General features: G+C 46.7%; 18 protein-coding genes. 5 read left to right on the top strand and 13 right to left on the bottom strand.

What is annotated here, in order from left to right; all coding sequences use genetic code 11:
• Positions 1–67 precede the first annotated feature (67 nt).
• The 7 genes from BWI44_RS13970 to BWI44_RS13940 all read right to left on the bottom strand — a co-directional run bounded on the left by BWI44_RS13970 (position 68) and on the right by BWI44_RS13940 (position 13,515).
• Positions 68–3,094, bottom strand: coding sequence for a M14 family metallopeptidase (locus BWI44_RS13970; RefSeq protein WP_044532780.1), 3,027 nt, complete (start codon positions 3,092–3,094; stop codon positions 68–70).
• A complete protein-coding gene (iadA, locus tag BWI44_RS13965; protein WP_195208465.1) occupies positions 3,091–4,236 on the bottom strand; it encodes a beta-aspartyl-peptidase in 1,146 nt (381 codons plus the stop codon). The genes BWI44_RS13970 and iadA overlap by 4 nt, the downstream gene beginning before the upstream one ends.
• A 14-nt stretch (positions 4,237–4,250) precedes the next feature.
• Complete coding sequence (gene dcuC / locus BWI44_RS13960) at positions 4,251–5,639, bottom strand: C4-dicarboxylate transporter DcuC (protein WP_195208464.1); 1,389 nt, start codon at positions 5,637–5,639, stop codon at positions 4,251–4,253.
• A 144-nt stretch (positions 5,640–5,783) separates the two neighbouring features.
• Positions 5,784–7,577 carry a RagB/SusD family nutrient uptake outer membrane protein gene (locus BWI44_RS13955; protein ID WP_115503489.1) on the bottom strand — a complete coding sequence of 598 codons (1,794 nt, stop codon included), beginning with the start codon at positions 7,575–7,577 and terminating at the stop codon, positions 5,784–5,786.
• 24 nt (positions 7,578–7,601) lie between these two features.
• Positions 7,602–10,637, bottom strand: coding sequence for a SusC/RagA family TonB-linked outer membrane protein (locus tag BWI44_RS13950; protein WP_227073185.1), 3,036 nt, complete (start codon positions 10,635–10,637; stop codon positions 7,602–7,604).
• A gap of 201 nt (positions 10,638–10,838) precedes the next feature.
• Positions 10,839–12,554: a SusR family glycan utilization regulator gene (gene susR / locus BWI44_RS13945; protein ID WP_007659759.1), complete on the bottom strand. Its 1,716-nt coding sequence runs from the start codon at positions 12,552–12,554 to the stop codon at positions 10,839–10,841.
• A gap of 4 nt (positions 12,555–12,558) precedes the next feature.
• Entirely contained in the window at positions 12,559–13,515 is a 957-nt protein-coding gene (locus tag BWI44_RS13940; RefSeq protein ID WP_181990179.1) for a tetratricopeptide repeat protein, read from the bottom strand.
• Between the two features lie 195 nt (positions 13,516–13,710).
• Here BWI44_RS13940 and BWI44_RS13935 point away from each other — a divergent pair, with 195 nt between their 5' ends.
• Positions 13,711–14,511, top strand: coding sequence for a M48 family metallopeptidase (locus BWI44_RS13935; RefSeq protein ID WP_007659761.1), 801 nt, complete (start codon positions 13,711–13,713; stop codon positions 14,509–14,511).
• Between the two features lie 51 nt (positions 14,512–14,562).
• On the opposite strand, the gene BWI44_RS13930 is transcribed toward BWI44_RS13935, so the two are convergent.
• Both BWI44_RS13930 and recJ read right to left on the bottom strand, forming a co-directional pair.
• Positions 14,563–16,488 (bottom strand): RecQ family ATP-dependent DNA helicase, encoded by a 1,926-nt coding sequence (locus BWI44_RS13930; RefSeq protein WP_171032194.1) that lies wholly within the window; start codon positions 16,486–16,488, stop codon positions 14,563–14,565.
• A 102-nt stretch (positions 16,489–16,590) separates the two neighbouring features.
• Complete coding sequence (gene recJ, locus BWI44_RS13925; protein ID WP_138293067.1) at positions 16,591–18,306, bottom strand: single-stranded-DNA-specific exonuclease RecJ; 1,716 nt, start codon at positions 18,304–18,306, stop codon at positions 16,591–16,593.
• A 222-nt stretch (positions 18,307–18,528) separates the two neighbouring features.
• Between recJ and yaaA the strand changes: the two genes are divergently transcribed.
• A complete protein-coding gene (gene yaaA / locus BWI44_RS13920) occupies positions 18,529–19,293 on the top strand; it encodes a peroxide stress protein YaaA (RefSeq protein ID WP_138293066.1) in 765 nt (254 codons plus the stop codon).
• A 13-nt stretch (positions 19,294–19,306) separates the two neighbouring features.
• Here yaaA and aat read toward each other — a convergent pair whose 3' ends face one another.
• The 4 genes from aat to BWI44_RS13900 all read right to left on the bottom strand — a co-directional run bounded on the left by aat (position 19,307) and on the right by BWI44_RS13900 (position 23,053).
• Entirely contained in the window at positions 19,307–19,945 is a 639-nt protein-coding gene (gene aat / locus BWI44_RS13915; protein WP_007218822.1) for a leucyl/phenylalanyl-tRNA--protein transferase, read from the bottom strand.
• Between the two features lie 4 nt (positions 19,946–19,949).
• Positions 19,950–22,178: an AAA family ATPase gene (locus tag BWI44_RS13910; RefSeq protein ID WP_195208462.1), complete on the bottom strand. Its 2,229-nt coding sequence runs from the start codon at positions 22,176–22,178 to the stop codon at positions 19,950–19,952.
• A 16-nt stretch (positions 22,179–22,194) separates the two neighbouring features.
• Positions 22,195–22,503: an ATP-dependent Clp protease adaptor ClpS gene (locus BWI44_RS13905; protein WP_195208461.1), complete on the bottom strand. Its 309-nt coding sequence runs from the start codon at positions 22,501–22,503 to the stop codon at positions 22,195–22,197.
• Positions 22,504–22,618: 115 nt separating this feature from the next.
• Positions 22,619–23,053: an acyl-CoA thioesterase gene (locus tag BWI44_RS13900; RefSeq protein WP_044534862.1), complete on the bottom strand. Its 435-nt coding sequence runs from the start codon at positions 23,051–23,053 to the stop codon at positions 22,619–22,621.
• Positions 23,054–23,133: 80 nt separating this feature from the next.
• Between BWI44_RS13900 and BWI44_RS13895 the strand changes: the two genes are divergently transcribed.
• From BWI44_RS13895 to fmt, 3 genes are all read left to right on the top strand, one after another.
• Positions 23,134–23,697: an L-threonylcarbamoyladenylate synthase gene (locus tag BWI44_RS13895; RefSeq protein WP_044534865.1), complete on the top strand. Its 564-nt coding sequence runs from the start codon at positions 23,134–23,136 to the stop codon at positions 23,695–23,697.
• 138 nt (positions 23,698–23,835) lie between these two features.
• A complete protein-coding gene (locus BWI44_RS13890; protein WP_195208460.1) occupies positions 23,836–25,626 on the top strand; it encodes a chloride channel protein in 1,791 nt (596 codons plus the stop codon).
• Between the two features lie 14 nt (positions 25,627–25,640).
• Positions 25,641–26,609 (top strand): methionyl-tRNA formyltransferase, encoded by a 969-nt coding sequence (gene fmt, locus BWI44_RS13885; RefSeq protein ID WP_171032196.1) that lies wholly within the window; start codon positions 25,641–25,643, stop codon positions 26,607–26,609.
• The last annotated feature ends 73 nt before the right edge of the window (positions 26,610–26,682 follow it).

Here is a 26,682-nt window from a genome sequence, read left to right as displayed (position 1 = left end):
GGAAATTATGTTCATATCCCGTCAAAAAAGAATTAATCGATTTGATGTGTAATTAATCGGAATGGAGTTAGAAACCTTTCCTGTATATCGGCAACTCTTTCCCAAACTCCGTATGAACCACTTCGAAATTGACAAAGCCATTCACGGACTCCGGTTCTAACAGCGTTGTCGCAAGGTTTGCATTCTTCTGTGAAAGACGAATGATGAAACAACCTGCCGGGAAGCTCTTCTTTTCCTTTACCGTCCGTGTAGAGACTGTGACCGGATAAATCTTTTCCCATTCCTTGGTAACTTTCTTGTATCCGGTAACTATATACTTCTCTACGGTGGCTGTGAAGGTTTTTCCTATCTCTTCTACTTCTATTCCTAAAGCCCGCAATTTCTCTGCTTGCATCCGGCAGGTATTCGGCAGAATATATGCTTTGGGACGTTTGCGTACTAACTCAGCTTTTAGTTGAAGTGCATCGAAGGTAGGCAGAGGTTCCGTAAAACGTTCGTTCTTGGCAAGGTCAATAAAAGTAACGGGAAGCTCTGTCCGTGCGGATTGAAAAGTGACGGATATATCACTCTTTCCACTGCAAGTCTCTTTTACGGCCTTTCGTATCTCACTTCTTACTTCTTTTGAATGAAGAGCCGCCGTTTCCAAAAGACTGCGGGATACCAGAAAACCACATTCTGCACGACGGGCAAAACACGCTCTTCCCAATCCTATTCCACGGATTTCTATGAATAGAGATACCGTATTGGTGAGTCCCTGAAACGTGGAACTGGATTGCGGGTTCTTGGCATCTTTCATTGCATACAAGCTATCATTTCTGACACTGGGTGTAAAGTAAAAGCCTGAATGATAACTGTTAGCTTCCAATGCCTTCTCTGCTTCTTCACGGAATAAGCCGTTGGAAAGTGTACGAATTCCGGCAGGGATATTCAAATGCCCGCTGGGTAGGAAAAGGACATCGGGGGCCGTAGCTACTTTAGTACCCCGAAGCAATTCAAACTCCTTGCGGAACGGATTGAATTCGTGAATATCCAGCGCTATTTCGGGATTCCATTCCTTGTACGCTTTTTTAAGAAGAAGAGTCACCGGATCGGCAAGTTTACTTTGATCCCGGTTCAAATCATACCCACTGCCCGATTTACGGCTTTGCATGGCATAACCGTCCGTATTGGCTATGGGTACAAGCGCAAGAGAAACCTTTCTCAATAGTTCAGTACCTTCGGGCGTATTCAGTAAATAATCGACAAGCATACAGGTTGCTTCCGGCCCGGCAGGTTCGTTGCCGTGCAGTCCTGCTTGTATCCAGACTCTTATTTTCTTTTTCTCGTTGGGAGTTCCGAAATAGAGCACGGGGATATCCCTGCCCTGTGGAGTCTTTCCTATATCGGACAGCGTAACCTTACCGGGATGCTTGTCGGCTAAATCCTTCAAATATCTGTTTATCTCGAACAAGGAAGCCAGACCTTCTTCAAGCGGCTTGCCGAGGGTGGGAGTGGAATATTGCTGTTCCGGTTCGGGATAGAAACGGCGGGTTACCTCTTCCGGCTGCACCGTGGGCTGGATATTCCAGAGAGAAGGGTTGCTGAATACGGTTTCTTGCGCAATACGTTGCAGATAGAGTGCTTCCTCTTCGGGCAGTCCGACATAATAAGTACTTGTATAGGGTTTCTGAAAAAATACGCTACAGAATACATTGGCGACAAGATAAGAACCCTGTCGGGAAGGGTGGCTGTGATCGTTGTTGTAAAGCGTGATACTTGGATTCTCCGTGCGGACACGCTTCCAAGCGATGCCGACGGGGGCACACCAGGCATTCAGTTGAACAGTCATCTCCAAATAACTTTCAGCCAGTCGTTGCTGCATTTCGGTATATGTGTCGATGTCGTGTCCCCAGGTCATGTAGAAAACGGTTTTTCCCTTCGGATTGTAAAGGCGGCGCAGGCTGTCGAGGGAGTGGGCAGGCTTGTATACATTTTCCTGTACCCATTCCTTTTCGCGGGCAGGCGCTTTACTTTGGTCTTGCAGGATGACGAAATCCCAGTTTCCTTCACGAATGGCATCCAGGGTTTCAGGATTGGCGGCATGTTTCCTCAATGTCCAGCCACCGTGTTCCACCAATTTTACAGAAAGCTTGTGGCCGGTGGAGGCGGCAAGAGCTTGCACTTGTCGGACTAAACGGTTGTATTGTGTGTAGCTGTTGCCTATGAACAGTGCACGTAGGGAGTCTCCCAACATGGCAGGAACGGCACGTCTGCCCATTCCGGCGGAGTGGTGTCCGATGCCCTGTTCTTCTATTTTCTGCCAGTTGCAGGGCCAGTTGTGTTCGGCTGCTATCCGGTGGAGGTATCGGTAGAACTGATTGCCACGCTCGTAGCGGTTGCGTCCCTGTGCTTCGGCTTCGGGAGTCTTTCTTAAATACGATTCGCGGATGGTGTCTCCCGTAGCCAATTGGAGGATAATCGGTTTGGCAAGGTACTTCCTGATTGTTTCGGGGGTGACATACGGAATGTTGCGTACTCCGTAGGGAAAATTTTGCGAAGCATCGGGGAAGGTGTACCATCCCGGACTGCCGATAACGGCTTTCTCCACATACGGACTGTCATAAAAAAGCATGAAACGCTGCACAAACTGCCCTCCGGCTGAGTGACCGTAAATCATATATCCTTTCCGTTCACTACCTGAAGATTGGCGGACGTACTCAAAGATTTTATCAACCAGTGCCGGCGTTTGCTTTTCGGCCGGACGTATCGTGTGATCTTTGTCATTCATGACACCGACTTCCTGATAATCGGGCAAAGGAAACCTTTCCAGATCGAAGTGGGGAATGAAAACCATGAATTTATGCTTCTCTGCCTCCTGCTTCCAGGCTTTGAGTAGATAAGTGAAACCGCGGTCGGCACCTTCAAAGACAAAGACAATGGGCATCCGGCGTACATCGCCCGAAGCCGGAATGTAATAGTGCACATCTACCGGACGGTCGGCAAAAGGCGGATAGTCTTTGTAGGTGAACTTGCCTTCACCCACGGGAAGCACGGAGGCGGCACGGAGTCCGGCGCCCAGAAAGACAATGGCAAAAAATAGAATCAGTCTTTTCATTCTTCATACCTCCCTTTTTTAATGACTTCTTTATCCTTTAGGACGAGTTTGCCGCGTGCTATGACGTGTGTCAGTTGAAGCTCGGAATCGAGGAAACAGAGGTCGGCATCGAAACCGATGTCTATTCTGCCTTTGGTACGCAGTTTGAGGTTGCGTGCCGGATTGCTGGTGATAAGGGTCAGTGCCTGTTCCAGAGGCAACAGACCTTCTTTTACGAGCAATCTCATCTCCTGCAAGTTGAGGTGCAGGGGAGCGGGGCGATAGGTCGTTTCTTTTGTTTCGGGATTGGTACGGCGCACTCCGCCACGGCCGTCACTGGAGAAGGTGATGCGGTCGAGGGGTACATGGGCTTCGAGGGCTTTCATGACGCAGCGATGGGGAGCGTCGAATTTGGTTCCTCCGGTGGAGAAATCTACCATACCACCCATGCAGGCAAATTCTACGGCTTGCCAGAATAAGGCTTCCGTGCGTATCAGGTGGGTAGGCGAGAGATAGGGAATCAGCGTGGGATATTTGCGGGCGATGTCCAGCAACGGGGTGATACCGTCGGGTAAGGCTCCCAGATGAATATGCAGGATACCTCCTTTGCCGGAAGTGAAACCGCCGAGGCGTACTTGGTTGATGAGGCGCAGTATCTCCAGTTCGGTGGGGAAAGCGCTGCGGTCGTCACTCATGGCAAGTTTGCAACCGATCACTTTGTCGATGAAGATGAGATCGTCGGCTACGCAGGACATCAGTGTTCTGGGAGGCAATCCGTAGAAACTGGTAAGCATGTAGGCGCTGAGGCCGTCATCTTCCAGGGCTTTGGTTTTAGCATAAAGGGTGGTCAGTTCTTTTACGAAACCGTCTGTGCCGAGTAGTCCTACCACGGTGGTGGTTCCGCAAGCCACCAGTTCGCTCATGGAGACGTCGGGGACTAAGGAAGCATAGCCGGTTTGTCCGCCGCCACCGGTGATGTGGACGTGCTGGTCGATAAAGCCGGGGGTGACGGCGCACCCGCCGGCGTCTATGGTATCAAATGGAATACCGGTCAGTTCTATCTTCCGGTCTATGAGGGCTATTTTATCATCTGCCAGCAGAACGTCGTTCATGCCAAGATGTTCCGGAGAGTATAAGTTTGCATTTTTAATGAGTGTGAACATGATTCGGAGTTGTTTTATAGTGTTATGAAATGATAAGCTATCAGGAATAGAATGCTGCCTATAAGGGGCAGGGTATTTCTCTTTGCCAGTTCAATGGGCGATACACCCGCCACGCCGGCAATGGCGACAATGATACCCGCTATGGGAGATGCGGCACGCCCCATACTGGCGGATAACTGCAAAGGAAGCACGAGGGAATAGGCAGGCATACCCAACTGTCCGGCAATTCCGGGCAGCAACGGACCGAACGAGAAGAAGGCCGCGTTTCCGCTTCCCATCAACATGGCCGCACAGAAGATTATCAGGGCGAAGACTGCTGCGATGGCAATGCCGGAAAGTCCTATATGTGTGGAGTAATCTACCAGTGAGTCGATAAAGCCGAGGCTAATCAGTCCTTTGGAAAATATCTCGGAGGCAACAATCAGTGTCACGACACTTCCGAAGACATTTCCCATCCCTTTCCAGAAGCTGGAGAAGGCGTCAAAGGTTTTCCGTATATTGCGTATATGACAGCCTACGAATACAAGTGAGACAAAGAGGGAAAATAGCATGGCGGTCGTTGTATTGAGTGTTATGGGAGGTTGGAACAGCCCCACATAGGGTGAAAATATAATGAGAAGCGCAAGCGGAAGTACGGGCAGCATGGCGAATATCAATGGAATATCCGGTTGGGTAGAGGTCTGCGGGACTTCTGCTGTTTCATGGTTTTCCGTACTCTGCCTGGCGGCTTCTTTTTTATCGAAATATCTATTGTTGAAGTAAAACAGGGTCATGACTACCAAGATGGTAGGGATAACCAACGGGAGTTGGTGGGTAATGAAATAAGCTACGTTGGTCTGGTCGATAAGTTCGGCAGCAAGGGCTGTGTTTGCCGAGCCGGGTCCCTGGTCGAACAGCGTTGCGGCGGCAATGACGGATAATGCGGTGAGGCGGCTTACTCCCAATCCGATGAGGACGGGGTAAACGGAGGCGACAAGCAAGAGTCCTAATCCGGCTGCCGAGGGGGTAGTGATAAAGAGCAACTGGCCGATGGGAATGGTGACGGTAGCTGCCAGGTAGGGGTAACGACGAAAGAAACCCAACGGTTTCATGGAGATGTGTACCAGGGCATTGGTGGCTTTTATGTGATTCATAAAAGCTACATAGCCGCCAATGGTCATAATCATCAGTCCTGCGCGGGACAGGTTGCCGATGAATGTTTCTTCCACCACTTTCACCAAATCGAAAACAACGCTACCGGTGGATTTATCCGGAATGATGGGTTGGACATTGAGAATGAGGGCGAATGTCAACATCACAAGTCCGGCCAGCATCAGAACTCCTTGCGGATTCAGTTTCCGGTAGAGGTAAATAGCGGTGACGGTGATCACCAATATACAGAGGAGGAAGGCTACGACTGACATAATCTGATTGGTTCTGTGTTATAAATTGTTTTTTGAGGAGTGATCGGAGATGGGACAGGAATGCATTAAATGAAGTGTCTCAATTCTCCTCCTTTTGAGAGGAGGAGAATTGGGATAGCACTATTTAATCATTGTTCTACTGTCTTATAAGTACCCCGGATTATTCTCCAACTGGCGACCTGTATTGGAATCTATGAACTCTTGCGGAATCGGGAACAACACAGGCGTATCATACGAATTCATGCCTCGTGCATCGCGTCCTGCAATCTCATTCAACTGTCGCATACGGCGTTTGAAGTAATTGTTCACATCACGTTCATCTCCACCTTTCTCCTGACTTACGCGAATCAGGGTGTGACGGCGTTCTTCTTCGGAAAGAAGTTCACGGCTACGTTCGTCCAGAATGAAATCCATACCTCCTGCGGTAAGTTCAGCTTCTGTGATGCTGACTGCATTGGAACGATTGCGTACCTTGTTAATCCATTTGATGGCTTCACCTGCCTGGTTGTTTTTCAGTAAGGCTTCCGCATAAAGCAAGTACGTGTCGGCGAGGCGGAGATAAACAATATCCTGATAACATCCATCCTTGTCACCATTTGCCAGCAACGGTGCCACGTAATCCCATTTGCGGGTAGTGGGCCAGTTATACTTCTTGATGGTTGTCTTATTATCATCCAGCATAGCGGCGGTTACAGTGGTGTCTACCACCATCTTACCGTTATTAAGGAATTCCGTAATCTTGCCGTCGGCACCCTTTTCGTTAATAGTCCATACCACTGCATGATCGGATACACGGTCGTCCTGAGTTCCCTGATCTTTATAGTTGTAGAGGCGGAAAGCACCTCTTGAAGGCACGCAACGTCCGGCACCTTTACCACCGTTGTTTATCCAGAACACCTGAGGCCAAGTGGCTGCACCGCTTGTATAGTCGGGATCGTACTTGTTGCTCTTGTTGATGACACCGTCGTTGGAGTAATAATTTTTATATGTACTCTTCATGTAAACTTCGGCTGTACCGAACGCGCTGTTTTCCGGTTCCGTGTTGACAAAAGCATATAAAACCTCTGTGTTTCCGTCCGCATACATCGGTGTGCGGAATACGTCGATGAACGGACAGCCTGGATTGGCGGAGTTCTTGCCGAAACGGTTGGTTATCAAACTGTATTCGGAACCTTCTGTCAGCGGCTTCAAAACTTCGACTGCCTTGGAGGGCTGGTCCATTGCCAGGTATAGTTCACCCAGATAATGGCGTGCCATGGCTCCTGAAATCTTGCTGTTGCTTTCTTCACGCAACGGTAAATTGTTCATGGCGAAAACAAAGTCCTGCTCCATGACTTCACGGATGGATTCTACGGAATTGCGCTCCCAGTCGTTACGGTAGTTCATACCTGTAATTTCTTCGGTGGACAAAGGTACGGCACCGAATGAATACGTCAGATGACGGTAAGCCCATGCGCGGAAGAAGCGGGCCTGTGCGATGATCTTATTCTTGTGGGCGGCAGCTTCGGTTTCGGTTCCTTTCCAGTCGATACCACTGCCTTCGGCACGTGAAATCACCATGTTTGCCGTATTGATGATGCGGTAGCACCATTGGAAGATGTTCTGAAATATCCGTAAGTCCGTCTGGTTGATTTGCGACGGATAGTACATGTATTTAAAGTCGCTGTGTGAGTTATTACTCCATGAATTGTCCACACCGCAACCCCATGCAGAGTGCAGAACGAGCGGCAGACCACCACCGAGTGCATCGGCACGGCGGTATTCGTTACGCATCATTCCGTAGAGGCTGGTTACCATGGATTGGAACCCGCTGTAATCTACTAACAGATTTTCAGGGTAGAGTGAAGCACGCGGATCTTCTTCCAGGAAGCTGGATTCATTGCATCCGGTCATGCAGAGCACGAGTAGTGCTATCAGTGTATATTTTAGCTTTTTCATACTGTTTCTCTTTGTTTTAGCGGTTTATAAATCAAGTTTCAGACCGAATGTGAATGAACGTACCTGCGGAGTGGACTGTTGGTCGCTGATAAATTCCGGGTCGAGGCCGGTCCAGCTTGTCCAGGTTGCCAGGTTCTTGATGTTCATATATACTTCGAGGCGGTTCAGGGAAATCTTCTTTAACCAACGCTGAGGAACACGGTAGGCCAGCGTGACATCCTGCACACGGAGGAAGTCGGTCTTTTCGTAGAAACCTGCGCTCATCGGGTTTACAGAAGTATCCAGTGAGTTTTTCGGGTACTTGTTGGTAGGATTCTCCGGTGTCCAGAAGTCTACCATGAGGCGGTTCTGGCGATAGGAGTTGTGAGATACGTCGTAAAGCCAGTTATTGGCTGTCTGTCCCAGTTGGGCATTGAGGAATACGCTCAGACTGACATTCTTGTATCGGAAAGTATTCGTCATACCCATTGTTACTTTAGGAATTGCCGAGCCGATGATTTCCTTGTCTGCTGGGGTGATGTCGTTTACACCATCCTTGTCATGGTACTTCATATATCCGGGGATGGAGTAGCGATAGTTCGGGTCTTGCTGTCCGTTCGGATTAGACGGGTCGGTGATCTGCCAGATACCGATGAAGCGGTAGTCGTAGTTCACGCTGATGGGCTGGCCGATGAACCACCTGGAACCGATGTCATCCATAGGGTTGCCGTTGGCATCGTAGAGACCTACATTTACGATCTTTGTCTTGTAGTGCGACAGGTTGAAAGTAGTGGACCAGTCGAAATCCTTCTTGGCAATGTTGTTGGAAGTAATTTGCAACTCTAAACCACGGTTCTTGGTCTCACCGATATTCTCGGTAATGTTTCCCGTACCGTTGATGGTGGGGATGGAGCGATTCAGCAACAGGTCGCTTGTCTTCGACCAGTACATGTCGAATGTTCCCTGGATACGTCCGTTCCACAGTTGGAAGTCGATACCGGTATTGATGGATTGTGTAGTTTCCCATCCTAACGAAGGAGAAGCCAGCTTGGAAGGATAGAAACCGTAGTTTGGGGTATGGTCGTCTTTCAGATAATTGAAGGTGGAAAGGTCAGGCAATGTAGTGTAGGCGCCTACTGCTTCGTTACCGTTCTTACCCCATGACAGGCGATATTTCAGGTTGCTTACCACTTTTGCCAACGGGCTTGCCTGAAAGAAATGTTCATTGGAAATATTCCAGCCGATAGCCATGGAAGGGAATATACCGAACTTGGATTGGCTACCGAATGCGGAGTAACCGTCACGGCGTGCAGTCAGTGTCAATAGGTAACGGCTGTCGTATGAGTAGTTCAGACGTGCCATCTGAGAGATATGGTTTTGCTTGGTATAGCTGGAACTGCCGGACATGGTGGCGGCTTTGGATATCTGGTAATAGTACATCACGTCGTTCGGAAAGTCTTTGCCTTCCATTCCGTTGCCTTCTTTCTCGTAGCTTTGTGCAGAATACAGACCGGTGAAGAAGATGCGGTGCTTGCCGAATTCACGGGTATAAGTGATGATGTTTTCCAGAATCCACTCTTGTGAGTGCCAGTCGTCGGTGTTCAGAATACCATTGGAGCGTGCGCCGTAGTAAGTGTCCATTCCTTGGTACTGTTTCCAGCTGCTGTTTTGGTACGTATAGCCGGTATTGAGCTTATAGCTGAGTCCGGGGACGAACGGCAACTTTATTTCTACCACGTTGTTGGTGATGACTTTAGAGCGTATGTCGTTGCTCTTGTTGTTGAGGCTGCTTAAGGGGTTTACAGAGAAAGCTTCGCTGGAATCTTCCCAGGCGGCGGAACGGATGTTGCCTTCTTCGTCATAAGCTTCTGCCAGGGGATTCATACGGAATGCTCTGGAGAAAGAAGCACTGCTGCCGCTTCGGTCGTAGCGTCCCAACTGGGTACTGGTAGAGAACTTAAACCAGGAAGTGAACTCCTGATCGAGGTTGAAACGGATGTTGTAGCGTTTGAATTGGTTGCCTACGGCAGTACCTTTCACATCGGTATAGTTCAGCGAGACAAAATAGTTGGTTTTGTTGACGCCACCACGGAAGGAGATGTTGTGCTGCTGCTTGAAACCGGTGCGGGTTGCCAGCTCCAGCCAGTCGGTATCCATGCCGGCTTCGTGCATACGCAATTCTGTGACGGTCATAGATCCCATCCACGGTTCGGGATTGCTTTCTGTGGGCGGGGTGGTATTGGCATCTTTCAATGCTTCCGTCTTATACTTCCAGAATTCAGCTCCATTCATGAGGTTGGGGAAGTTGATAGGATTGTCAATGGTGATGTAGGTGTCGTAAGATATGGTCAGTTTGCCTTTTTCACCTCTCTTGGAGCTGATGAGGATGACACCGTTCGAACCGCGGGCACCGTAGATGGCAGCCGAAGAAGCATCTTTCAATACTTCAATGGATTCGATGTCGTTCGGATTGATTTCGGACCAAGGACCATCAAAGGGGATACCGTCCAAAATAACCAGTGGTTTGTTGTCTGCCGTGATGGAGTTCTCGCCGCGGATGCGGGTCTTGGTGGAAGAGCCTTCCGCATTGGTTCCGGTCACTGAGATATTCAGGCCCGGTACGGCACCTTGCAAAGATTGGATGATGTTGGTTTGCGGGCGATTCTCCAGTGTTTTGGTATTTACGGAAGCAACTGCACCTGTCATATCCGACTTGCGCTGCACACCATAACCTACCACTACTACCTCATCCAGCATCTTAGTGTCTTCCTTCAGGATAATGCTGACGTGTTTCGTGCCGTTGACTTTCACATCTTGGTGCAGATAGCCGATAAAAGAGATTTCAAGAGTGCTGCCATTCTGTACATTTGCCAATGAAAAGTCTCCTTCTACGTTGGTGACACTTCCTGTACCAGTGCCTTTCACAATGACATTAGCTCCGATGATGGGTTCGCCCTTTTCATCTTTCACATTTCCGGTGACTGTGACTTGCTGTTGTGCAAATGCATTTACCGAAATGAACAGTAACAAAGCGCAGCAGGCAAGAATGAGTCTGCATGAGCGTTTTTCTTTTCTTTTCATGATTCGTTTAATAGTTAACATAAGTTTTTAGTTTGGATCTCTGTGGCAAAGGTATGCGCAATAAGGGTTACTTACTCTGCGAGGTAAACAGGCAAAGTAAACTGTTAAAACTGATAAGTGCTTGATTATTAGTGCTGCTTCCTGAAAATGAGAGGCTCGGAAGTAAACTCTTTGAATGGAATCGGTAGTAGAGAGCAGGGCTTACGCTTTGTATTTTCCGAGCTTTTTCACAGCATTTATAAAATCTTCTTTCGGGATAATGGATTTATTCCGGGTGCGAAGCCGGTTGTTATAAACCGTTTGTGCGGAACAATGGAGGAAGTCCGCTATCTTCACGCTGTCTGTGATGCCGAGTCTTATCAAGGCATGTATGCGCAGTTCGGTATTAAGCAGTTCGCCTTCTTTCAGTTCGATGCGCTCTTCGGGTAGCAGTAAGGCGTTGAAGTCACCTACAAAATCGGGATAGAGATGCAGGAAGATGGTATCGAAATTCTGGTAGAACTCTTTCAGTTCGTTGGAGGCTGTTGCGGAAGAGTCTGTCATTGCTTTTACATCTTCTATCTGGCCTACTTTCAGTTTCCGGTTGATGTTCTTGCGAAACTCTTCCAGCTTACTGATGTAGGTGGAACAGATGTTGAATACATAGCCGATATATTCTTCTTTTACGTAATTAGATTCCCGCAACTGGTCATTGACTTCCTGTAATTGCGTATTCAAGTCTTTTAGCTGTATGTTTACTTCTTCCAGGCGTTGATGTGCCGTAGAGAGGGCATCCATATTAACAGACAGCTTCTGGTTTGTACTGTCTAACTTCAAGTTGGCTTCTTTTAGCCGGCGCATTTGCTTGCGGATGAACAGGAAGGCGCCGATCAGTACGAGAAATAAGAAACTGACGGCAATCAGGGAGGCTTGAAGACGCTTTTGCTGTGTGCGGCTCTGTTCCTGGTACGCTTTGTAGATTTGGTTTTGCAAATGAGACATTTTGACTATTCGTACCCGGTTGTGGAAAAGCATGGCTTTTTGGGAACAATAGAGGATGTAGTTATAGGCGCGGTCTATTTCTCCATGCTTAAATAGGTATTCCGCTATTTCCTGCAAAGAGCCGATATCTCCGTTGACAGACCGTATGTCTGCCATAGCCGAAAGAATGAGGTTTTCCAGGTATTTGCTCTCGTTATTTTCACTTCGGTAGATGGCGGAGAGATTGTAGGTAGCTATGGAATACTTGCGGCTGTCGTTAGACAATGTCTGCTTGTTTTCCTCAAATGCTTGTTTGACGGGTTCTATTTCCGGGGTTCCCATGTAGAGCCATGCCCGGCAGTTCCAGTAGCGCAATTCGTCGGGAGTGGCTGTGAGGTATACCGAGTCTCGGAAAGCCTTTTGGAGATTATTGTAATGTTCCGACAGTTGGGAGTTCTCACTGGAGTAATCCCGGAGGCGGGAATAGAGTGTACATAACCTGCCAAAATACTCGGAACGGAGATTTTGGGGTAATTCTTCCGGTTGGATGTCACTGACGGCTTTCAAGGCTTCGGTCAGTAGCCCGGAGGAGGTGAGGACAAATGATTGTTCGAGCAAAGAGACCACTTCCCAGGTACGGTTGTTGGTCTGTTGTGCCAGTTGTATGTTCTTGTTGATGTAATGTAGGGCGGAATCCGCATCATAAACCCGATACTCCAAATAGACCATTCTATTCATGGCATAGAGTTCCTTTACATCTTTGACCCGGCTATACTGCATTTTCAATTGCTTGATGCGCTCCTCTTTTACTCTGACAAATAGATCCTGCTGTTCCAGCAGGCTATCTAAAGAGTGAAGCAATTTCCTGTTTTCTTCTAAAGCATGTTTAGAAGTGTCCGCACAGACATAGGCAGGAAAAAGAAGGCATACAATGAGTATAAAGAGGCCGCTTTTCATGGCGCTACAATCCTAAAACGTCCGTTTGTCTTGGCTGATTGTCATATTGTCCGCTGATTCCTTGGATTTCTTTGGGGTTCAACTCCAATCCTTTCTTCATATCTTCTGCAGAGCCTACCGTGTCACCATTCAGCAACTTGGCGCGACCGCGTTCATGATAGGCTTGTGCGAAATTAGGATTCAGTTCGATGGCTTCGTCAAAGAGTGCGATAGCTTCGGGATACTTCTTCTGGACGATATAAAGTTGTCCCAAGCAAAGAAAAGCCTGTTCGTTGAATGGATTCAATTCTGTTACATAGCGATAATCGGTTTCGGCTTCTTCCTGCTGTCCCGTTGTTTCTTTCACTTTACCGCGGAGCAGTAATGCAGCTTCTTCATCGGGATCTTGGGAGAGTATAGCGTCGATATCTTCGGTAGCTTCCTTGTATTGCTGCATCTTGATTAAGGCTTCGGCACGCAGCAGGCGGGCTTCGGTGAAGTCGTCTTTCAGTACGATAGCTTTGGTGAGATGGGCGATGCTCATGATACCGTCGTCCATACCTTGCTTGGCTCTGCCCAGAAGATAGTGTGCCATGGCATTTCCTTCTTCTATTTCGATAGCTTTTTGTGCGGCGTCTGCCATTGCCTGATAGTCTTCTTGCAGGTAACATACGTTGGCAAGGGTGAGGAAAGTGGAGGTATGGTCCGGTTCCTGTTTTGCCATGCGTTCCAGCAGTTCATGTGCTTCGCTGAGGGCATTGGTTTGGATGTAAACCTGGCTCAGGTAGCTCATGGTTTCAAAGTCTTCCTGAAGGGCAAGGGCTTCCGTGAAGCATTTAATTGCATAATCGGGACGCCCCATGCGCTGTGCACGCATGCCGTCATACTTAAATATCTCGAAGTTCTTTTGATCGTTTTTCTGTTTTTCAGTTTCCGGTTTTTCTTGTTTGCCGGAGAAGAAAGATTTAAAGAATCCCATAATATCTGTATTTCTTAGGTGTTTTGTTTTTATTCTTTTTGCAAACTTAGTGAAAAATCTCGTTTCCATATCAAGAATTCGACCTAAAAAGAAAAAACATCCGTGTTATTATTGATGGTATCATTTGAAATTTGTTATTTTGCGATACATTTATCAATTATATTAATTAATCATCATTTCTAAATTAAAGACACAAGAATGAAAAAGACTTTCATGAAGTGGGCCTTCTTTATGTTATGTATGGCCATGACAATGCCTGCAATGGCTCAGTTTAATGTGAAAGCACTGAAAGGTGCGGCTAAAGCTGTTAAAGCTGTTACTCTGACTGATGCTCAGATGGCAGAATATGTAAAAGAGTATATCGACTGGATGGATACACATAATCAGGTATGTGCCGACGATAATGAGTATACAATTCGTCTGAAAAAGCTGACTGAAGGTTTGACGGATGTGGAGGGAATTCCTTTGAACTTCAAAGTTTATTATGTGATAGATGTCAATGCATTTGCTTGTGCTGACGGTAGTGTGCGCATTTTCTCGTCTTTGATGGATATCATGACGGATGATGAATTGCTGGGTGTAATCGGTCATGAAGTAGGTCACGTGGCACACAAGGACTCTAAGAATGGGTTCCGTACTGCATTGCTGACTTCAGCTTTGAAGGATGGTATTTCTTCACAAGGTGGTACAGCAGCTAAGTTATCTGATTCTCAGTTGGGTGACCTGGGTGAGGCTCTGGTAAACTCTACATATTCACAGAAGCAGGAGAGAAGTGCTGATGACTATGGATATGAATTCCTGAAAAGTCATGGTAAGAATCCTTGGGCAATGGCTTTATCTTTCCAAAAGCTGAAGAAATTGCAGGAAGAAGCCGGTGCACAGAAAAGTAGTAAGCTGAATCAATTGTTCTCTACTCATCCAGATTTGGATGCCCGTATCCAGCGTATGGAAGAACGTGCAACCAGCGAGGGTATTGAGAAGCCGGCAGTAACGGAATAATTCTTATTGATATCATAAGGAGAAGGGCGTGCATTCACTGTACGCCCTTTATTATGCCTTCAGGCTTATTATGCCGTTCTCCGCCTTCAGATCTTCATCTTCCAGCAATTCGCGGATACATTGAGAGATAATTTCTTTATCTGCTTCTATTTGTGAGGCAATATCGGCAGGTGTCAGAGGTTGCTTGCGAAGCAATTCTTTAATTTCTTCTTTTATTTGTTGGGAGGAAAGCCCGGGAGTCTCGGCACGGTGGCTGAGGCAGACATCGCATATTCCGCAGTTATGCTCATTCTTCTCTCCGAAATAGCGTAGAAGCATACGGCTGCGGCAAACGGTTTCGGTCGTTACATAATCTACCATTGCCTGAATGCGGGCTTCATAACGCTCCTTACGCTCCTCGTATATGCTGCGGGAGATTTGCAGATGTTGCCTGTCTACGCGTTCGCGTGTGTATATGATATAAGGTGTCTTTTTATGTGGAATATAGTCGATGACACGCATCTTGGATAGACGTATCAGCAAGTCGTACACCCGTTGTCGCGTTAATCCGCTACGTACCGCAAGTGAATTCTCGTTGATAAAGGTGTAATCCGTGAATACTCCGGTGTAAGAGCGCAGAACGATTTGAATAAGTTTGTCCATATCCTCTCCCAGTTCGCGTAATTTATACAGTTCATCACGGCGGACGGTGAAGTAAAGACGGGAGGCATTGTCCTGTTCGTCGGTATATTCCAGATATCCTGCTTGCGTCAGAATCTTCAATGCACTGTCGGCAGGTACAGGGAAATATTTGAACTTCCGGCAAAAGTCTTCCAGATTGAACTCTCTGACACATCCCAAACCGTCTCCCATTGCCATCTGGTAATAATATTGCAGATGTTCGTACACCTGTTTGATGTAGTCTTTCTCCGGAAAGGTGTCCGGGATACGTTTATGAAGGGTGACTTTGTCCGATTTGGCATAGAGTATTACGGCGTACGCTTTGTTGCCGTCACGTCCTGCACGTCCTGCTTCCTGGAAATAAGCTTCGGGAGAGTCCGGCAAATCGAGGTGGATTACGATACGTACATCGGGTTTGTCGATACCCATACCAAAAGCATTGGTGGCAACCATTACACGGCTTTCTCCTGTCTGCCAGCGATGCTGACGTATATCCTTGGTGGCATCATCCAGACCGGCATGGTAGAAGTCGGCGGTAATCTCTTCGTTAATTAAAAGTTCGGTGATTTCTTTGGTTCGCCGACGATTGCGTACGTAAATAATGGCACTACCCGGCATACGGCGTAGGATGTGAAGAAGTTCTCCGGTCTTATTTTCTGTTTTGCGGACTATGTAGGCAAGATTCTTCCGTTCAAAACTCATGCGGAAAACATTTTCCTGCCGGAAGCACAGCCGCATCTGGATGTCCTTCACGACTTCCGGAGTAGCGGTTGCAGTCAGTGCCAGCACAGGGACACCGGGTAGGAGATCACGTATTTCGGCTATCTTCAGATAGGCAGGACGGAAATCATATCCCCATTGTGAAATGCAATGGCTTTCGTCAACGGTTATCATGCTAACGTTCATTTTCCGTAGCTTGGTGCGGAAGATTTCCGTATCCAACCGTTCGGGCGATATATACAGGAATTTATAATTGCCGAAAATACAGTTTTCCAACGTGACGATAATCTCTTGCCTGGACATTCCGGAGTAGATGGCAAGTGCTTTGATTCCTCTTTTTTTCAGGTTCTGTACTTGGTCTTTCATCAGAGAAATCAGAGGAGTAATAACTATGCAAAGCCCCTCTTTGGCAAGTGCAGGCACCTGGAATGTGATGGACTTTCCGCCGCCCGTAGGCATCAGCCCCAGGGTGTCTTTGCCTTCGCCAATGCTATTGATGATGTCTTCCTGTATGCCCCGGAAGTTATCATATCCCCAGTACTCTTTGAGAAGTTGAGAGTTGAGAATGGAGAGTTGAGAGTTAGGCTGCGCAGTCATAGGGTGTGGTATTATGGGAAGTTGAGAGTTGAAGGTGGAAAGTGAGTAGTCAAACCGTATGGTAACTCTCAACTCTCCATTCTCAACTCTCAACTTCTCAAACTAATTAGGTTGAATATCCTCTATCTGCAACTGTACCTCGCCCCGTTTATGGGTATTCTCTTCAATGGTGTAGCAGATATCAAACGAACGCTTGGTTTTGATGAAACGTACATGCGAACTTTGTCCGAAGGCGATGCCGTTCATTACATTATTCGATTTGTTGTCTACCAGTTCCAGCTTGATATGCTCCTGATCACGCCCCACTACTTTACTGGTACCGTAATCATAGACATTATGCGTACAGAATATCGGTTTCGGATTATCCGGACCATAAGGATTGAATTTCTTCAGGTCATTAAAGAATTTCGGAGAAATATCCCTGAAATCTATCTCTGCATCGATATTTATGACCGCACTTGTCTGTTCCGGTAGGATGTTCTGTGAAACGAATTCCTCGAAGCGTTTGGTAAAGGCGGGAACATTCTCCACTTTCATCGAAAGACCGGCTGCATAGGTATGACCACCGAAATTTTCCAGCAGATCACGGCAATATTCAATCGCCTTATACACGTCAAAACCAGATACGGAACGGGCGGAACCTGTTGCCATATCATCCGTACGGGTCAGTACTACCGCGGGGCGATAATAAATCTCCGTCAGGCGGGAGGCAACGATACCGATAACACCTTTGTGCCAATCCTCGTTGTATAACACGATGGAGCGGCGGTCTGCCAGCCCTTCCAGGTCAGCTACAATCTGGTTGGCTTCCTCGGTCATGGTCTTATCGAGGTCTTTCCGGGTTTCATTGTATTGATTGATTTGATTGGCTTTTTCCAAAGCCATGGAGAAATCTTTCTCTGTCAGCAGGTCGACAGCTTCTTTTCCGTTTTGGATACGTCCGGAGGCATTGATGCGTGGGCCTATCTTGAACACGATGTCGCTGACGGTAATATCCTTTTCCGTCAGTCCGCATACGTCGATAATCGCTTTCAAACCTACGCTGGGATTACTATTCAACTGTTTCAATCCGTGGAAAGCAAGTATCCGGTTTTCTCCCATGATGGGAACAATGTCTGAAGCGATGCTTACGGCAACCAAGTCGAGCAGTGGAATGAGGTGATGGAACTCGATGCCATTACTGATGGCAAATGCCTGCATGAATTTGAAGCCTACGCCGCAACCGGAAAGGTGCTCGTAAGGATACGTATTATCTAAACGCTTGGCGTTCAGGATAGCGGCGGCAGGTGGAAGTACATCGTCGGGCACATGGTGGTCGCAGATGATAAAGTCAATGCCTTTTTCTTTGGCATAGGTTATCTCCTCTACAGCTTTGATGCCGCAATCCAGTACGATAATCAATCCTACACCGGTTTCTGCGGCATAGTCTACCCCTTTGGTAGATACCCCGTAACCTTCATTGTAGCGGTCGGGGATGTAATAGTCAATGTTCGAATAGAACTGTTGAATAAACTTGTAGACCAGTGCCACTGCGGTAGTGCCGTCTACATCATAATCACCATAAATCAGAATACGCTCTTTCTTTCCCATTGCCTTATTAAGGCGCTCCACAGCCACATCCATGTCTTTCATCAGGAATGGGTCGTGCAAATCGGGCAATTGCGGGCGGAAAAACTTCTTGGCATCCTGTGCCTTCGTTATTCCCCGCTGCACCAATAATCCGCCAAGAATCGGGCTAATCCCTAATTCTTGGGCCAACTTTTGGCTTGTCTCTGCCTGTTCGGGTGTAATGGGTTGATAATTCCATTTGTGAGTCATTTTATATATTGTTTTTTCCTTTTTTCAGTCTCGTGGTTGGAAGAGGTTTCGTTTCTCTCGGGAAAAGCCTGTATTTTTCCAACAAGGCGTAAAAGTACGAAAAAGTATGGAAACAGAGGAAGGTTATGCGGAAAAACTTTGCGCAAAACTTTTTCATGCTCGCATGAAAGTTCTACATTCGATTTGTATTACCTTTGTTTCTCTAAAAACTTTGAACGTGATATGTTGACATTCATCTCTTGTGCCAAAACGATGACGGCACGCACATCTGTAGGAGTCCCTGAAATAACCGTTCCGTACTTTCAGGCGGAAGCAGTACAGAATGCTTTGGATATGGGGCAATTTTCAGCTGCTGACCTGGAACGTCTGCTACGTATAAATTCCAAGATTGCCGCTGAGAATTATCTGCGCTATCAGGATTTCTTTTCGGAGGCAAATTCTGCAATGCCCGCTATCTGTGCCTATACCGGTGCGGTGTTCAAACGTATAGTACCGAAAGATTTTTCCGAAGATGATTTTCGTTACGCTCAGGAACACATGCGTATCACTTCCTTTCTGTACGGACTGCTTCGTCCGCTGGACGGGATAAAGCCTTATCGTATGGAAGGAGATGTACGCCTGCCCGAAAGGGGAGGGATGACTATGTTTGATTACTGGAAACCTTTGCTGACGGATTATTTTATAGCGGATATCAAACGTCAGGGTGGCATACTCGTTAATCTTGCCAGTGGTGAGATGAGAGATCTGTTCGACTGGAAGCGAGTAGAAGAAGAAGTCCGTGTCATTACTCCCGAATTCCAGGTATGGAAAGGCGGGCAGCTAAAGACAATTGTGATATATGCCAAGATGTGCCGCGGGGAAATGCTACGCTATATTATTAAAAATCGCATTGAAAATCCCGAAGACTTGAGAGCTTTTACGTGGGAGGGCTTCGCTTACGATGAAGGGCGCAGTACGGATGAGCACTTGCAATTTACGCTGGTGTGATCAGCGGAGGTGGCTATGATTGCAAAAGCTCCATGTATTCTTCGTAGCTGATATATCTTCCTCCCATTGATTTCAGATGGGGAGTTTCGAACTGGCAGTCTATCAGTACGCCGCCATGCTCTCCGAAGAATTGTGCCAAGTGGATGAGGGCTAACTTGGATGCACTGGGAACCAGTGAAAACATACTTTCACCGAAAAAGCAGCGTCCCAAGGTTACTCCATAGAGTCCGCCTACTAACTGTTCCCCTTCCCATATTTCCACGCTGGCGGCAAAGCCCTGTTCATGCAACAACGTGTAAGCTTCTATCATTTCCGGACCGAGCCAGGCACCTTCCATATCCATCCTCAGTTCTCCGCACTTACGGATGACTTCATCAAAAGCCTGATTGATAGTGACATCGTACTTCCCTTTGTTTATGAGCGTTCGCATGGAGTGGGAGATATGGATTTCGTCGGGGAAAATGACGAAGCGTTCCAGCGGGCACCACCATTGTATCATTCCCTCCTGAAAAGTGTACCAGGGGAATATCCCGTTAGAGTAAGCCAGGATGAGGCGGTCGGTCGACAGGTCACCGCCTACTGCCAACAATCCGTCCGGATCACCGTAGTGCGGATCGGGAAATGTAATTTCGTCAGTTAGTGCAAAGACCATAGTATCACTTTGTTGAAAGTTGTAAGACTAACTGATCTTTGTCTACCTGTATGCAAGTTTTACCACCGGATTTTAAGGAACCAAATAAGATTTCGCGCATCAGGAGTGGTTTCAGATGCGAAGCTATCACACGGTCCATTTCGCGGGCGCCATATTCGGGCAGGAATCCACGTTGCAATAACCAGTTGCGGGCTTCCGGGCTCAGTTCCATCTCTATCTGGCGTGAGGCAAGCTTGCTGCTCAGTTCCCCAAGCTTCTTGTCGAGGATAAGTGAGGCCATTTTCCGACTCATATCGTGGAAAACGACAGTAGCGGACAGACGGTTGATAAACTCCGGCTTGAAGGTCTTCTTGACCTGTTTCAACATGGCTTCCCCGGCTGTAATCTGACTGCTGAATCCAATAGATGCCTGACGGGCAAATTGTGCACCGGCATTTGAAGTCATGATAAGTACAACGTGGCGGCAGTCGGCTTTTCGTCCTTTATTATCCGTAAGAACAGCATAGTCCATTACTTGTAGCAGAATATTGAATACATCGGGATGGGCTTTCTCTATTTCATCAAGCAGCAGTACGCAGTTGGGAGTTTTGCGGATGGCGTCGGTTAATAAACCACCGTCTTCATAACCTACATATCCGGCGGGTGAACCGATTAATTTGGCTACGGTATGCTTCTCGGTATATTCGCTCATATCGAAACGTTGCAAGGAAATACCCAGTTCGGAGGCCAGCACTTTGGCTACTTCGGTTTTACCTACTCCGGTAGGACCGACGAAGAGCAGGCTTGCCAGCGGTTTGTTTTCATCCAGCAGTCCGGCTTTGGACATTTGTACGGCTTCCACTACTTGACGCACTGCCTCTTCCTGACCGTAAATTTTGGCACTGATACGTGCATGCAAAGTTTCCAGTGAGGTGGTATCTTCTTCTTTCATGGCGAGTGCATCTACTTTACAGATACGGGCGAGTACATCGGTTATCAATGTCTTGTCCACAATTTGCTCTCCGGAAGGTATAGGGTGAATTTCGCGGTAAGCTCCTGCTTCATCCACCAAGCCGATAGCCTTGTCGGGCAGAAAGCGGTCGCTGATATAGCGGACACTTGCTTTGACGGCGTAAGGGATTACATCAGGTTGATAGGTTACTCCATGAAATTCTTCATATTTTTCTTTCAGTCCTTCTACAATATGAATGGTTTCCTCAATGCTCGGTTCATGTATATCTATTTGTTGGAAGCGGCGCACCAACCCCTTGCTGCGGGCAAAGTAACGGTTGTATTCCTCGTAAGTAGTAGAACCGATGAAACGGATGTCTCCGCTTTCCAGATAAGGTTTCAGCATATTGGATGCATCCATGGAGCCGTCTCCTGTACGTCCGGCACCTATCAGATTGTGTATCTCGTCGATATAGATGATGGCACGTCCTTCATTGCGGACACCTTCCATAATGGTTTTCAGGCGTTTTTCAAAGTCACCCCGGTATTGCGTACCTGCCAGTAGAGTACCTAAATCCAGTTCATAGATACGGCAGTCGAGGAGTCGTTCGGGGACCTCACGTGCTTCGATGCGGGCAGCGAGTCCGTAAGCGAGGGAGGTTTTGCCAACGCCCGGTTCGCCTACATGCAGCGGATTGTTTTTCTCTTTGCGACAGAGCACCTGGATGGTTCGTTCCAGTTCAGCTTCCCGTCCGATGAGTGGATTGTGGTCTTGCAGACAGTCATTCAGACAAGTTACAAAGTTTCGCCAGGGCTCACTTTTTTCCTGTGGAGAGGTTTGCAGATTGTCTTCTTCCTCCACTTCTTCATATCGGGAGATGAGTTGGCTGATAAATTCGGGTAGCTCTTCTTCAAGAGCTTCTTTCAGGATATGGCATGCCCAGGAGTCCTTGAGCTGGAGCATGCTTTGCACTAAATGGGGGACGTTCAATGCTTCAGCACTTGAATAGTCTATCATCAGATAGGCATGTTGTATCAGTTCGTTGAGCTGGGTTGAAACTTCCAGTTCATAATCCATGTCTGCGGGAACGCTTTCCAGTTCTTCCGTGAAATAATTCTCTAAAGAGAAAGCAAGTTCCTGGGTATCACAGAAACACATATTTAAAGCATTGGCAAAGGGACTCTGTTCCAGAAATGCACTCAGCAAATGCTCAGGTGTGATAAATTCATGGCGATAAGATATCGCCTTTTTTTGTGCATAGGTGAATGCGCTGTTCACATGCACTGTATTTTGTATATCCATAATCTTCTCCTAATTCTTATTCTTCTTCCGGCGCAACGGTGAGCCGGAGTGGAAAATTCTCTTCGCGTGCCATACGGGTCGCTTTCTGTACTTTCGATTGTGCAATGTCGTATGTATAGATGCCTACCACTGCTGATTGACTCTTGTGTACCTGTAGCATCAGCGTTTCTGCTTTTGCTGCCGATTTAAAGAATATGGTAGTAAGTATCTTGACGACAAACTCCATCGTGGTGAAGTCATCGTTATAGATGATCACCTTGAAGTGCTGCGGCTCGCGCAGGTCTGTACGTTCCTTTTCTTTGAAAGATGATTGTTGCTGTTCCATAATTGGGCAAATATTTTTTTCCTATTGGGCAAAAGTTTTTCTCCTACTGAAGAAAATAAAACGTTCATTCCGTACTCGGTCTGTGTTAGGAGCAGAGGTGTGGATAAGTATATCCTTATCTCTTCTTTCTCAAATCCCTTCCTTCGTATTTACAGATTGCCTGAATCCATTCTTCTTCCAGAGGTTTGGATTCGTGTTTCTCTAAATCAAAAGTGACCATTACAGAGGTACAGATGCATTTGATCTCCTGTGTTTCCGTATCAATCACCCGCTGTGCGAGGTGAAAACTTTTGGTGCCGATTTCAGTAACGGCTGTTTGTACAGCGATGTGATCCGAACCATAAATCTGTGCAAGAAAGTTCGCTTCTATATGTACGACGACAATGCCGTCTTTCTCCCAATCGACGTCCGGGCATACGGAAGCAAAGTACTCGGTTTTTCCCAAATCATAGAAAGAGAAATAAACCGTATTATTCACGTGGCCGAACTTATCGACATCATTAAATCGTAGTTGTATGGGCAGGGTGTGGTTAAATTGAATTTCTTCCATTGTTTTCTCTTAAACTTTTCTATTAATCCGTGCAAAAATACTACTTTTGCGTGTTAATCACTGTATTTATACACCAAGAAATGATAGAAGATATTAAAAAAGCCTGTCAAGTGATGAACGAAGGCGGAGTCATTCTGTACCCCACCGACACCATTTGGGGCATAGGTTGTGACGCTACCAACGAAGAAGCTGTGCGGCGAGTGTATCAGATAAAACAGCGTTCGGACAGTAAAGCGATGCTTGTGTTAGTCGATTCTCCTGTAAAGGTGGACTTCTATGTGCAGGATGTGCCGGAAGTAGCTTGGGATTTGATTGAGGTGGCAGACAAACCGCTGACAATCATTTATTCCGGTGCACGAAACCTGGCATCCAATCTGATTGCCGAAGATGGCAGTGTAGGTATCCGGGTGACGAATGAAGAATTCTCAAAACGTCTCTGTCAACAGTTTCGTAAGGCGATTGTTTCTACGTCAGCTAATATCAGCGGGCAACCTTCACCGGCAAATTATAGTGAGATCACAGAAGAACTTAAGTCCATGGTCGACTATGTGGTAGGCTATCGACAGGAAGAAATGGGACATCCGAAACCATCCAGCATTATAAAACTGGATAAAGGTGGCGTTATAAAAATTATTCGGGAATAAGATAACGGGCTATAAGCTATTGTTGGTCTTATCTCTATAAGTTCACTTATGCTCTGAGCTTGTCGAAGAATTTTCTCTCTTATTAAATAGATATGAGAGTAAATTCTTTATTTCGTTTAGAATGGTAAATATAGGTATATGGAAAAAGAGAAGAGAAGTTTGTTTCAGCGTTTCCTTTTATGGCGTGAAAAGAATATAAAGGAAAAACAGTTTATCCTGATACTCAGTTTTCTGGTAGGTATCTTTACGGCTGTTACAGCTTTGATACTGAAGATGCTGATACACTGGATACAAAATTTCCTGACGAATAATTTTAATACAACGGAGGCCAATTACCTTTATTTGGTTTATCCGGTAGTGGGAATTTTTCTGGCAGGCTTGTTTGTGCGCTATGTCGTGAAGGATGACATCAGTCATGGAGTTACAAAAATCCTTTATGCCATTTCTCGTCGGCAAGGGCGGATTAAGCGGCACAATACATGGTCGTCTGTGATTGCCAGTTCCATAACCATTGGTTTTGGTGGTTCGGTAGGAGCCGAGGCACCTATTGTACTGACAGGCTCTGCTATTGGTTCCAATCTGGGAAGTGTCTTCAAAATGGAGCACCGTACTTTGATGCTTTTGGTGGGTTGTGGGGCTGCCGGTGCCATTGCAGGTATTTTCAAGGCACCTATTGCAGGATTAGTGTTTACGCTGGAAGTGCTTATGATAGACCTGACTATGACCTCTCTGCTTCCGTTGCTGATTTCTGCGGTGACAGCTGCAACGGTTTCTTATATCACTACCGGAACGGAAGCAATGTTTAAATTTCATCTAGATCAGGCATTCGAGATGGAGCGCATTCCTTACGTTATCATGCTGGGTATTTTCTGCGGACTGGTTTCACTCTACTTTACCCGTGCCATGAATTCTGTAGAAGGCGTTTTCGGCAAACTGAAAGGCCCTTACCAGAAATTGGCTTTAGGTGGTATTATGCTGAGTATCCTGATATTTCTTTTTCCGCCGCTCTATGGTGAAGGTTACGACACCATTGAATTATTGCTGAACGGTACTTCCAATGCTGATTGGGATACAGTCATGAACAACTCATTCTTTTATGGACACGGTAATTTGCTACTGCTTTATCTGATGCTGATTATTTTGTTTAAGGTGTTTGCGTCCAGTGCCACAAACGGTGGTGGGGGTTGCGGTGGTATTTTTGCACCCTCTTTGTATCTGGGTTGTATTGCAGGCTTCGTCTTTGCCTTTTTCAGTAATAAGTTTGATTTCTCGTACTATTTACCCGAAAAGAATTTTGCCTTGATGGGTATGGCAGGGGTGATGAGTGGTGTCATGCATGCCCCGCTGACCGGAGTCTTCCTGATAGCCGAGCTGACGGGAGGATATGACCTTTTCCTGCCGCTGATGATTGTAGCTGCCAGTTCATATCTGACGATTATAGTTTTCGAACCTCATAGTATTTATTCCATGCGTTTGGCCAAAAAGGGAGAATTGCTAACCCATCATAAGGATAAAGCGGTACTTACCCTGATGAAAGTAGAGAATGTCGTGGAGAAAGATTTTGTTGTGGTTCATCCTGAAATGGATTTGGGTGAGTTGGTGAAGGCTATTTCGGCTTCACGGCGTAATATATTCCCTGTAACGGATAAGAGTGGGATATTGATTGGAATTGTCACCTTGGACGATATCCGGAATATCATGTTCAGGCAAGAACTATATCATCGTTTCACAGTAGGGAAACTGATGACGGCTATCCCCGCACGTCTGTATGATACGGATAGCATGGAGCAGGTGATGCGTACATTTGATGATACGAAAGCATGGAACCTTCCTGTAGTAGATGAAGATGGACATTATTTGGGATTTGTCTCCAAGTCTAAGATATTCAACTCATACCGTCAGGTATTGGTACATTTCTCTGAAGATTAAAAAGTTTTTATATGATGAAGAAAGAAGATTTACGGATTGTTTACATGGGTACTCCGGATTTTGCAGTGGAGTCCTTGCGTTGTTTGGTAGAAGGCGGATATAATGTAGTAGGAGTCATCACCATGCCTGATAAACCGGCGGGTAGGGGACATAAACTTCAATTCTCTCCTGTGAAGCAATATGCACTGGAACAGAATCTTCCTTTATTGCAACCGGAAAAACTGAAAGATGAGGCTTTTGTCGAAGCTCTGCGTGAGTGGAAAGCCGATTTGCAGATAGTGGTTGCTTTCCGTATGCTGCCCGAGGTGGTGTGGAATATGCCGCGTTTGGGAACTTTCAATCTTCATGCTTCTCTTTTGCCCCAATACCGGGGAGCAGCTCCCATTAATTGGGCAGTTATCAATGGTGATACAGAAACGGGAATCACGACTTTTTTCCTGCGTCATGAGATTGATACAGGCGAAGTGATTCAGCAAGTGCGTATTCCTATCGCAGATACAGATAATGTAGGCATTGTACACGATAAGCTGATGATGCTTGGTGGAAAACTGGTAACTGAAACGGTGGATGCAATATTGAATGATGCTGTGAAACCTATTCCACAGGAAGAAATGGCGATTGTAGGCGAGTTGCGACCGGCACCGAAGATTTTTAAAGATACATGCCGCATCGATTGGAATCAACCAGTCAAATGTATTTATGATTTTATCCGTGGTTTGTCTCCTTATCCGACTGCTTGGTCAGAACTGGTTCAATCCGATGGAGAAGCGGTAGTTGTGAAGATATTTGAGACAAAAAAGATATTAAAGTCCCATGAATTAGCTCCCGGTACTTTGCTGACAGATGGCAAAACTTATATCCATGTGGCTGCGGCAGACGGCTTTATTGATATACATGCCTTGCAGCTTCCCGGCAAGAAGCGTCTGAAGACAGATGAACTTTTGCGTGGCTTCCGGTTGACCGAAGAGTTCAGAATGAAATAGTTACGAGCTACAAGTTACAAGCTACAAGTGCTATGCAGAGTGATAGCGTAGCAACTTGTAGCTTGTAGCTCGT

The organism is Bacteroides sp. Phil13, assembly GCF_001940965.1.
GTDB classification, from domain to species: Bacteria; Bacteroidota; Bacteroidia; order Bacteroidales; family Bacteroidaceae; genus Bacteroides; species Bacteroides intestinalis.
This window is presented reverse-complemented; position numbering and strand designations above follow the sequence as displayed.

What these genes read in the sequence shown, in the direction of transcription:
- BWI44_RS13970 (WP_044532780.1), bottom strand. Translation starts at nt 3,094, where the DNA reads ATGAAAAGACTGATTCTATTTTTTGCCATTGTCTTTCTGGGCGCCGGA.
- iadA (WP_195208465.1), bottom strand. Translation starts at nt 4,236, where the DNA reads ATGTTCACACTCATTAAAAATGCAAACTTATACTCTCCGGAACATCTT.
- dcuC (WP_195208464.1), bottom strand. Translation starts at nt 5,639, where the DNA reads ATGTCAGTCGTAGCCTTCCTCCTCTGTATATTGGTGATCACCGTCACC.
- BWI44_RS13955 (WP_115503489.1), bottom strand. Translation starts at nt 7,577, where the DNA reads ATGAAAAAGCTAAAATATACACTGATAGCACTACTCGTGCTCTGCATG.
- BWI44_RS13950 (WP_227073185.1), bottom strand. Translation starts at nt 10,637, where the DNA reads ATGAAAAGAAAAGAAAAACGCTCATGCAGACTCATTCTTGCCTGCTGC.
- susR (WP_007659759.1), bottom strand. Translation starts at nt 12,554, where the DNA reads ATGAAAAGCGGCCTCTTTATACTCATTGTATGCCTTCTTTTTCCTGCC.
- BWI44_RS13935 (WP_007659761.1), top strand. Translation starts at nt 13,711, where the DNA reads ATGAAAAAGACTTTCATGAAGTGGGCCTTCTTTATGTTATGTATGGCC.
- BWI44_RS13930 (WP_171032194.1), bottom strand. Translation starts at nt 16,488, where the DNA reads ATGACTGCGCAGCCTAACTCTCAACTCTCCATTCTCAACTCTCAACTT.
- recJ (WP_138293067.1), bottom strand. Translation starts at nt 18,306, where the DNA reads ATGACTCACAAATGGAATTATCAACCCATTACACCCGAACAGGCAGAG.
- yaaA (WP_138293066.1), top strand. Translation starts at nt 18,529, where the DNA reads ATGTTGACATTCATCTCTTGTGCCAAAACGATGACGGCACGCACATCT.
- aat (WP_007218822.1), bottom strand. Translation starts at nt 19,945, where the DNA reads ATGGTCTTTGCACTAACTGACGAAATTACATTTCCCGATCCGCACTAC.
- BWI44_RS13910 (WP_195208462.1), bottom strand. Translation starts at nt 22,178, where the DNA reads ATGGATATACAAAATACAGTGCATGTGAACAGCGCATTCACCTATGCA.
- BWI44_RS13905 (WP_195208461.1), bottom strand. Translation starts at nt 22,503, where the DNA reads ATGGAACAGCAACAATCATCTTTCAAAGAAAAGGAACGTACAGACCTG.
- BWI44_RS13900 (WP_044534862.1), bottom strand. Translation starts at nt 23,053, where the DNA reads ATGGAAGAAATTCAATTTAACCACACCCTGCCCATACAACTACGATTT.
- BWI44_RS13895 (WP_044534865.1), top strand. Translation starts at nt 23,134, where the DNA reads ATGATAGAAGATATTAAAAAAGCCTGTCAAGTGATGAACGAAGGCGGA.
- BWI44_RS13890 (WP_195208460.1), top strand. Translation starts at nt 23,836, where the DNA reads ATGGAAAAAGAGAAGAGAAGTTTGTTTCAGCGTTTCCTTTTATGGCGT.
- fmt (WP_171032196.1), top strand. Translation starts at nt 25,641, where the DNA reads ATGAAGAAAGAAGATTTACGGATTGTTTACATGGGTACTCCGGATTTT.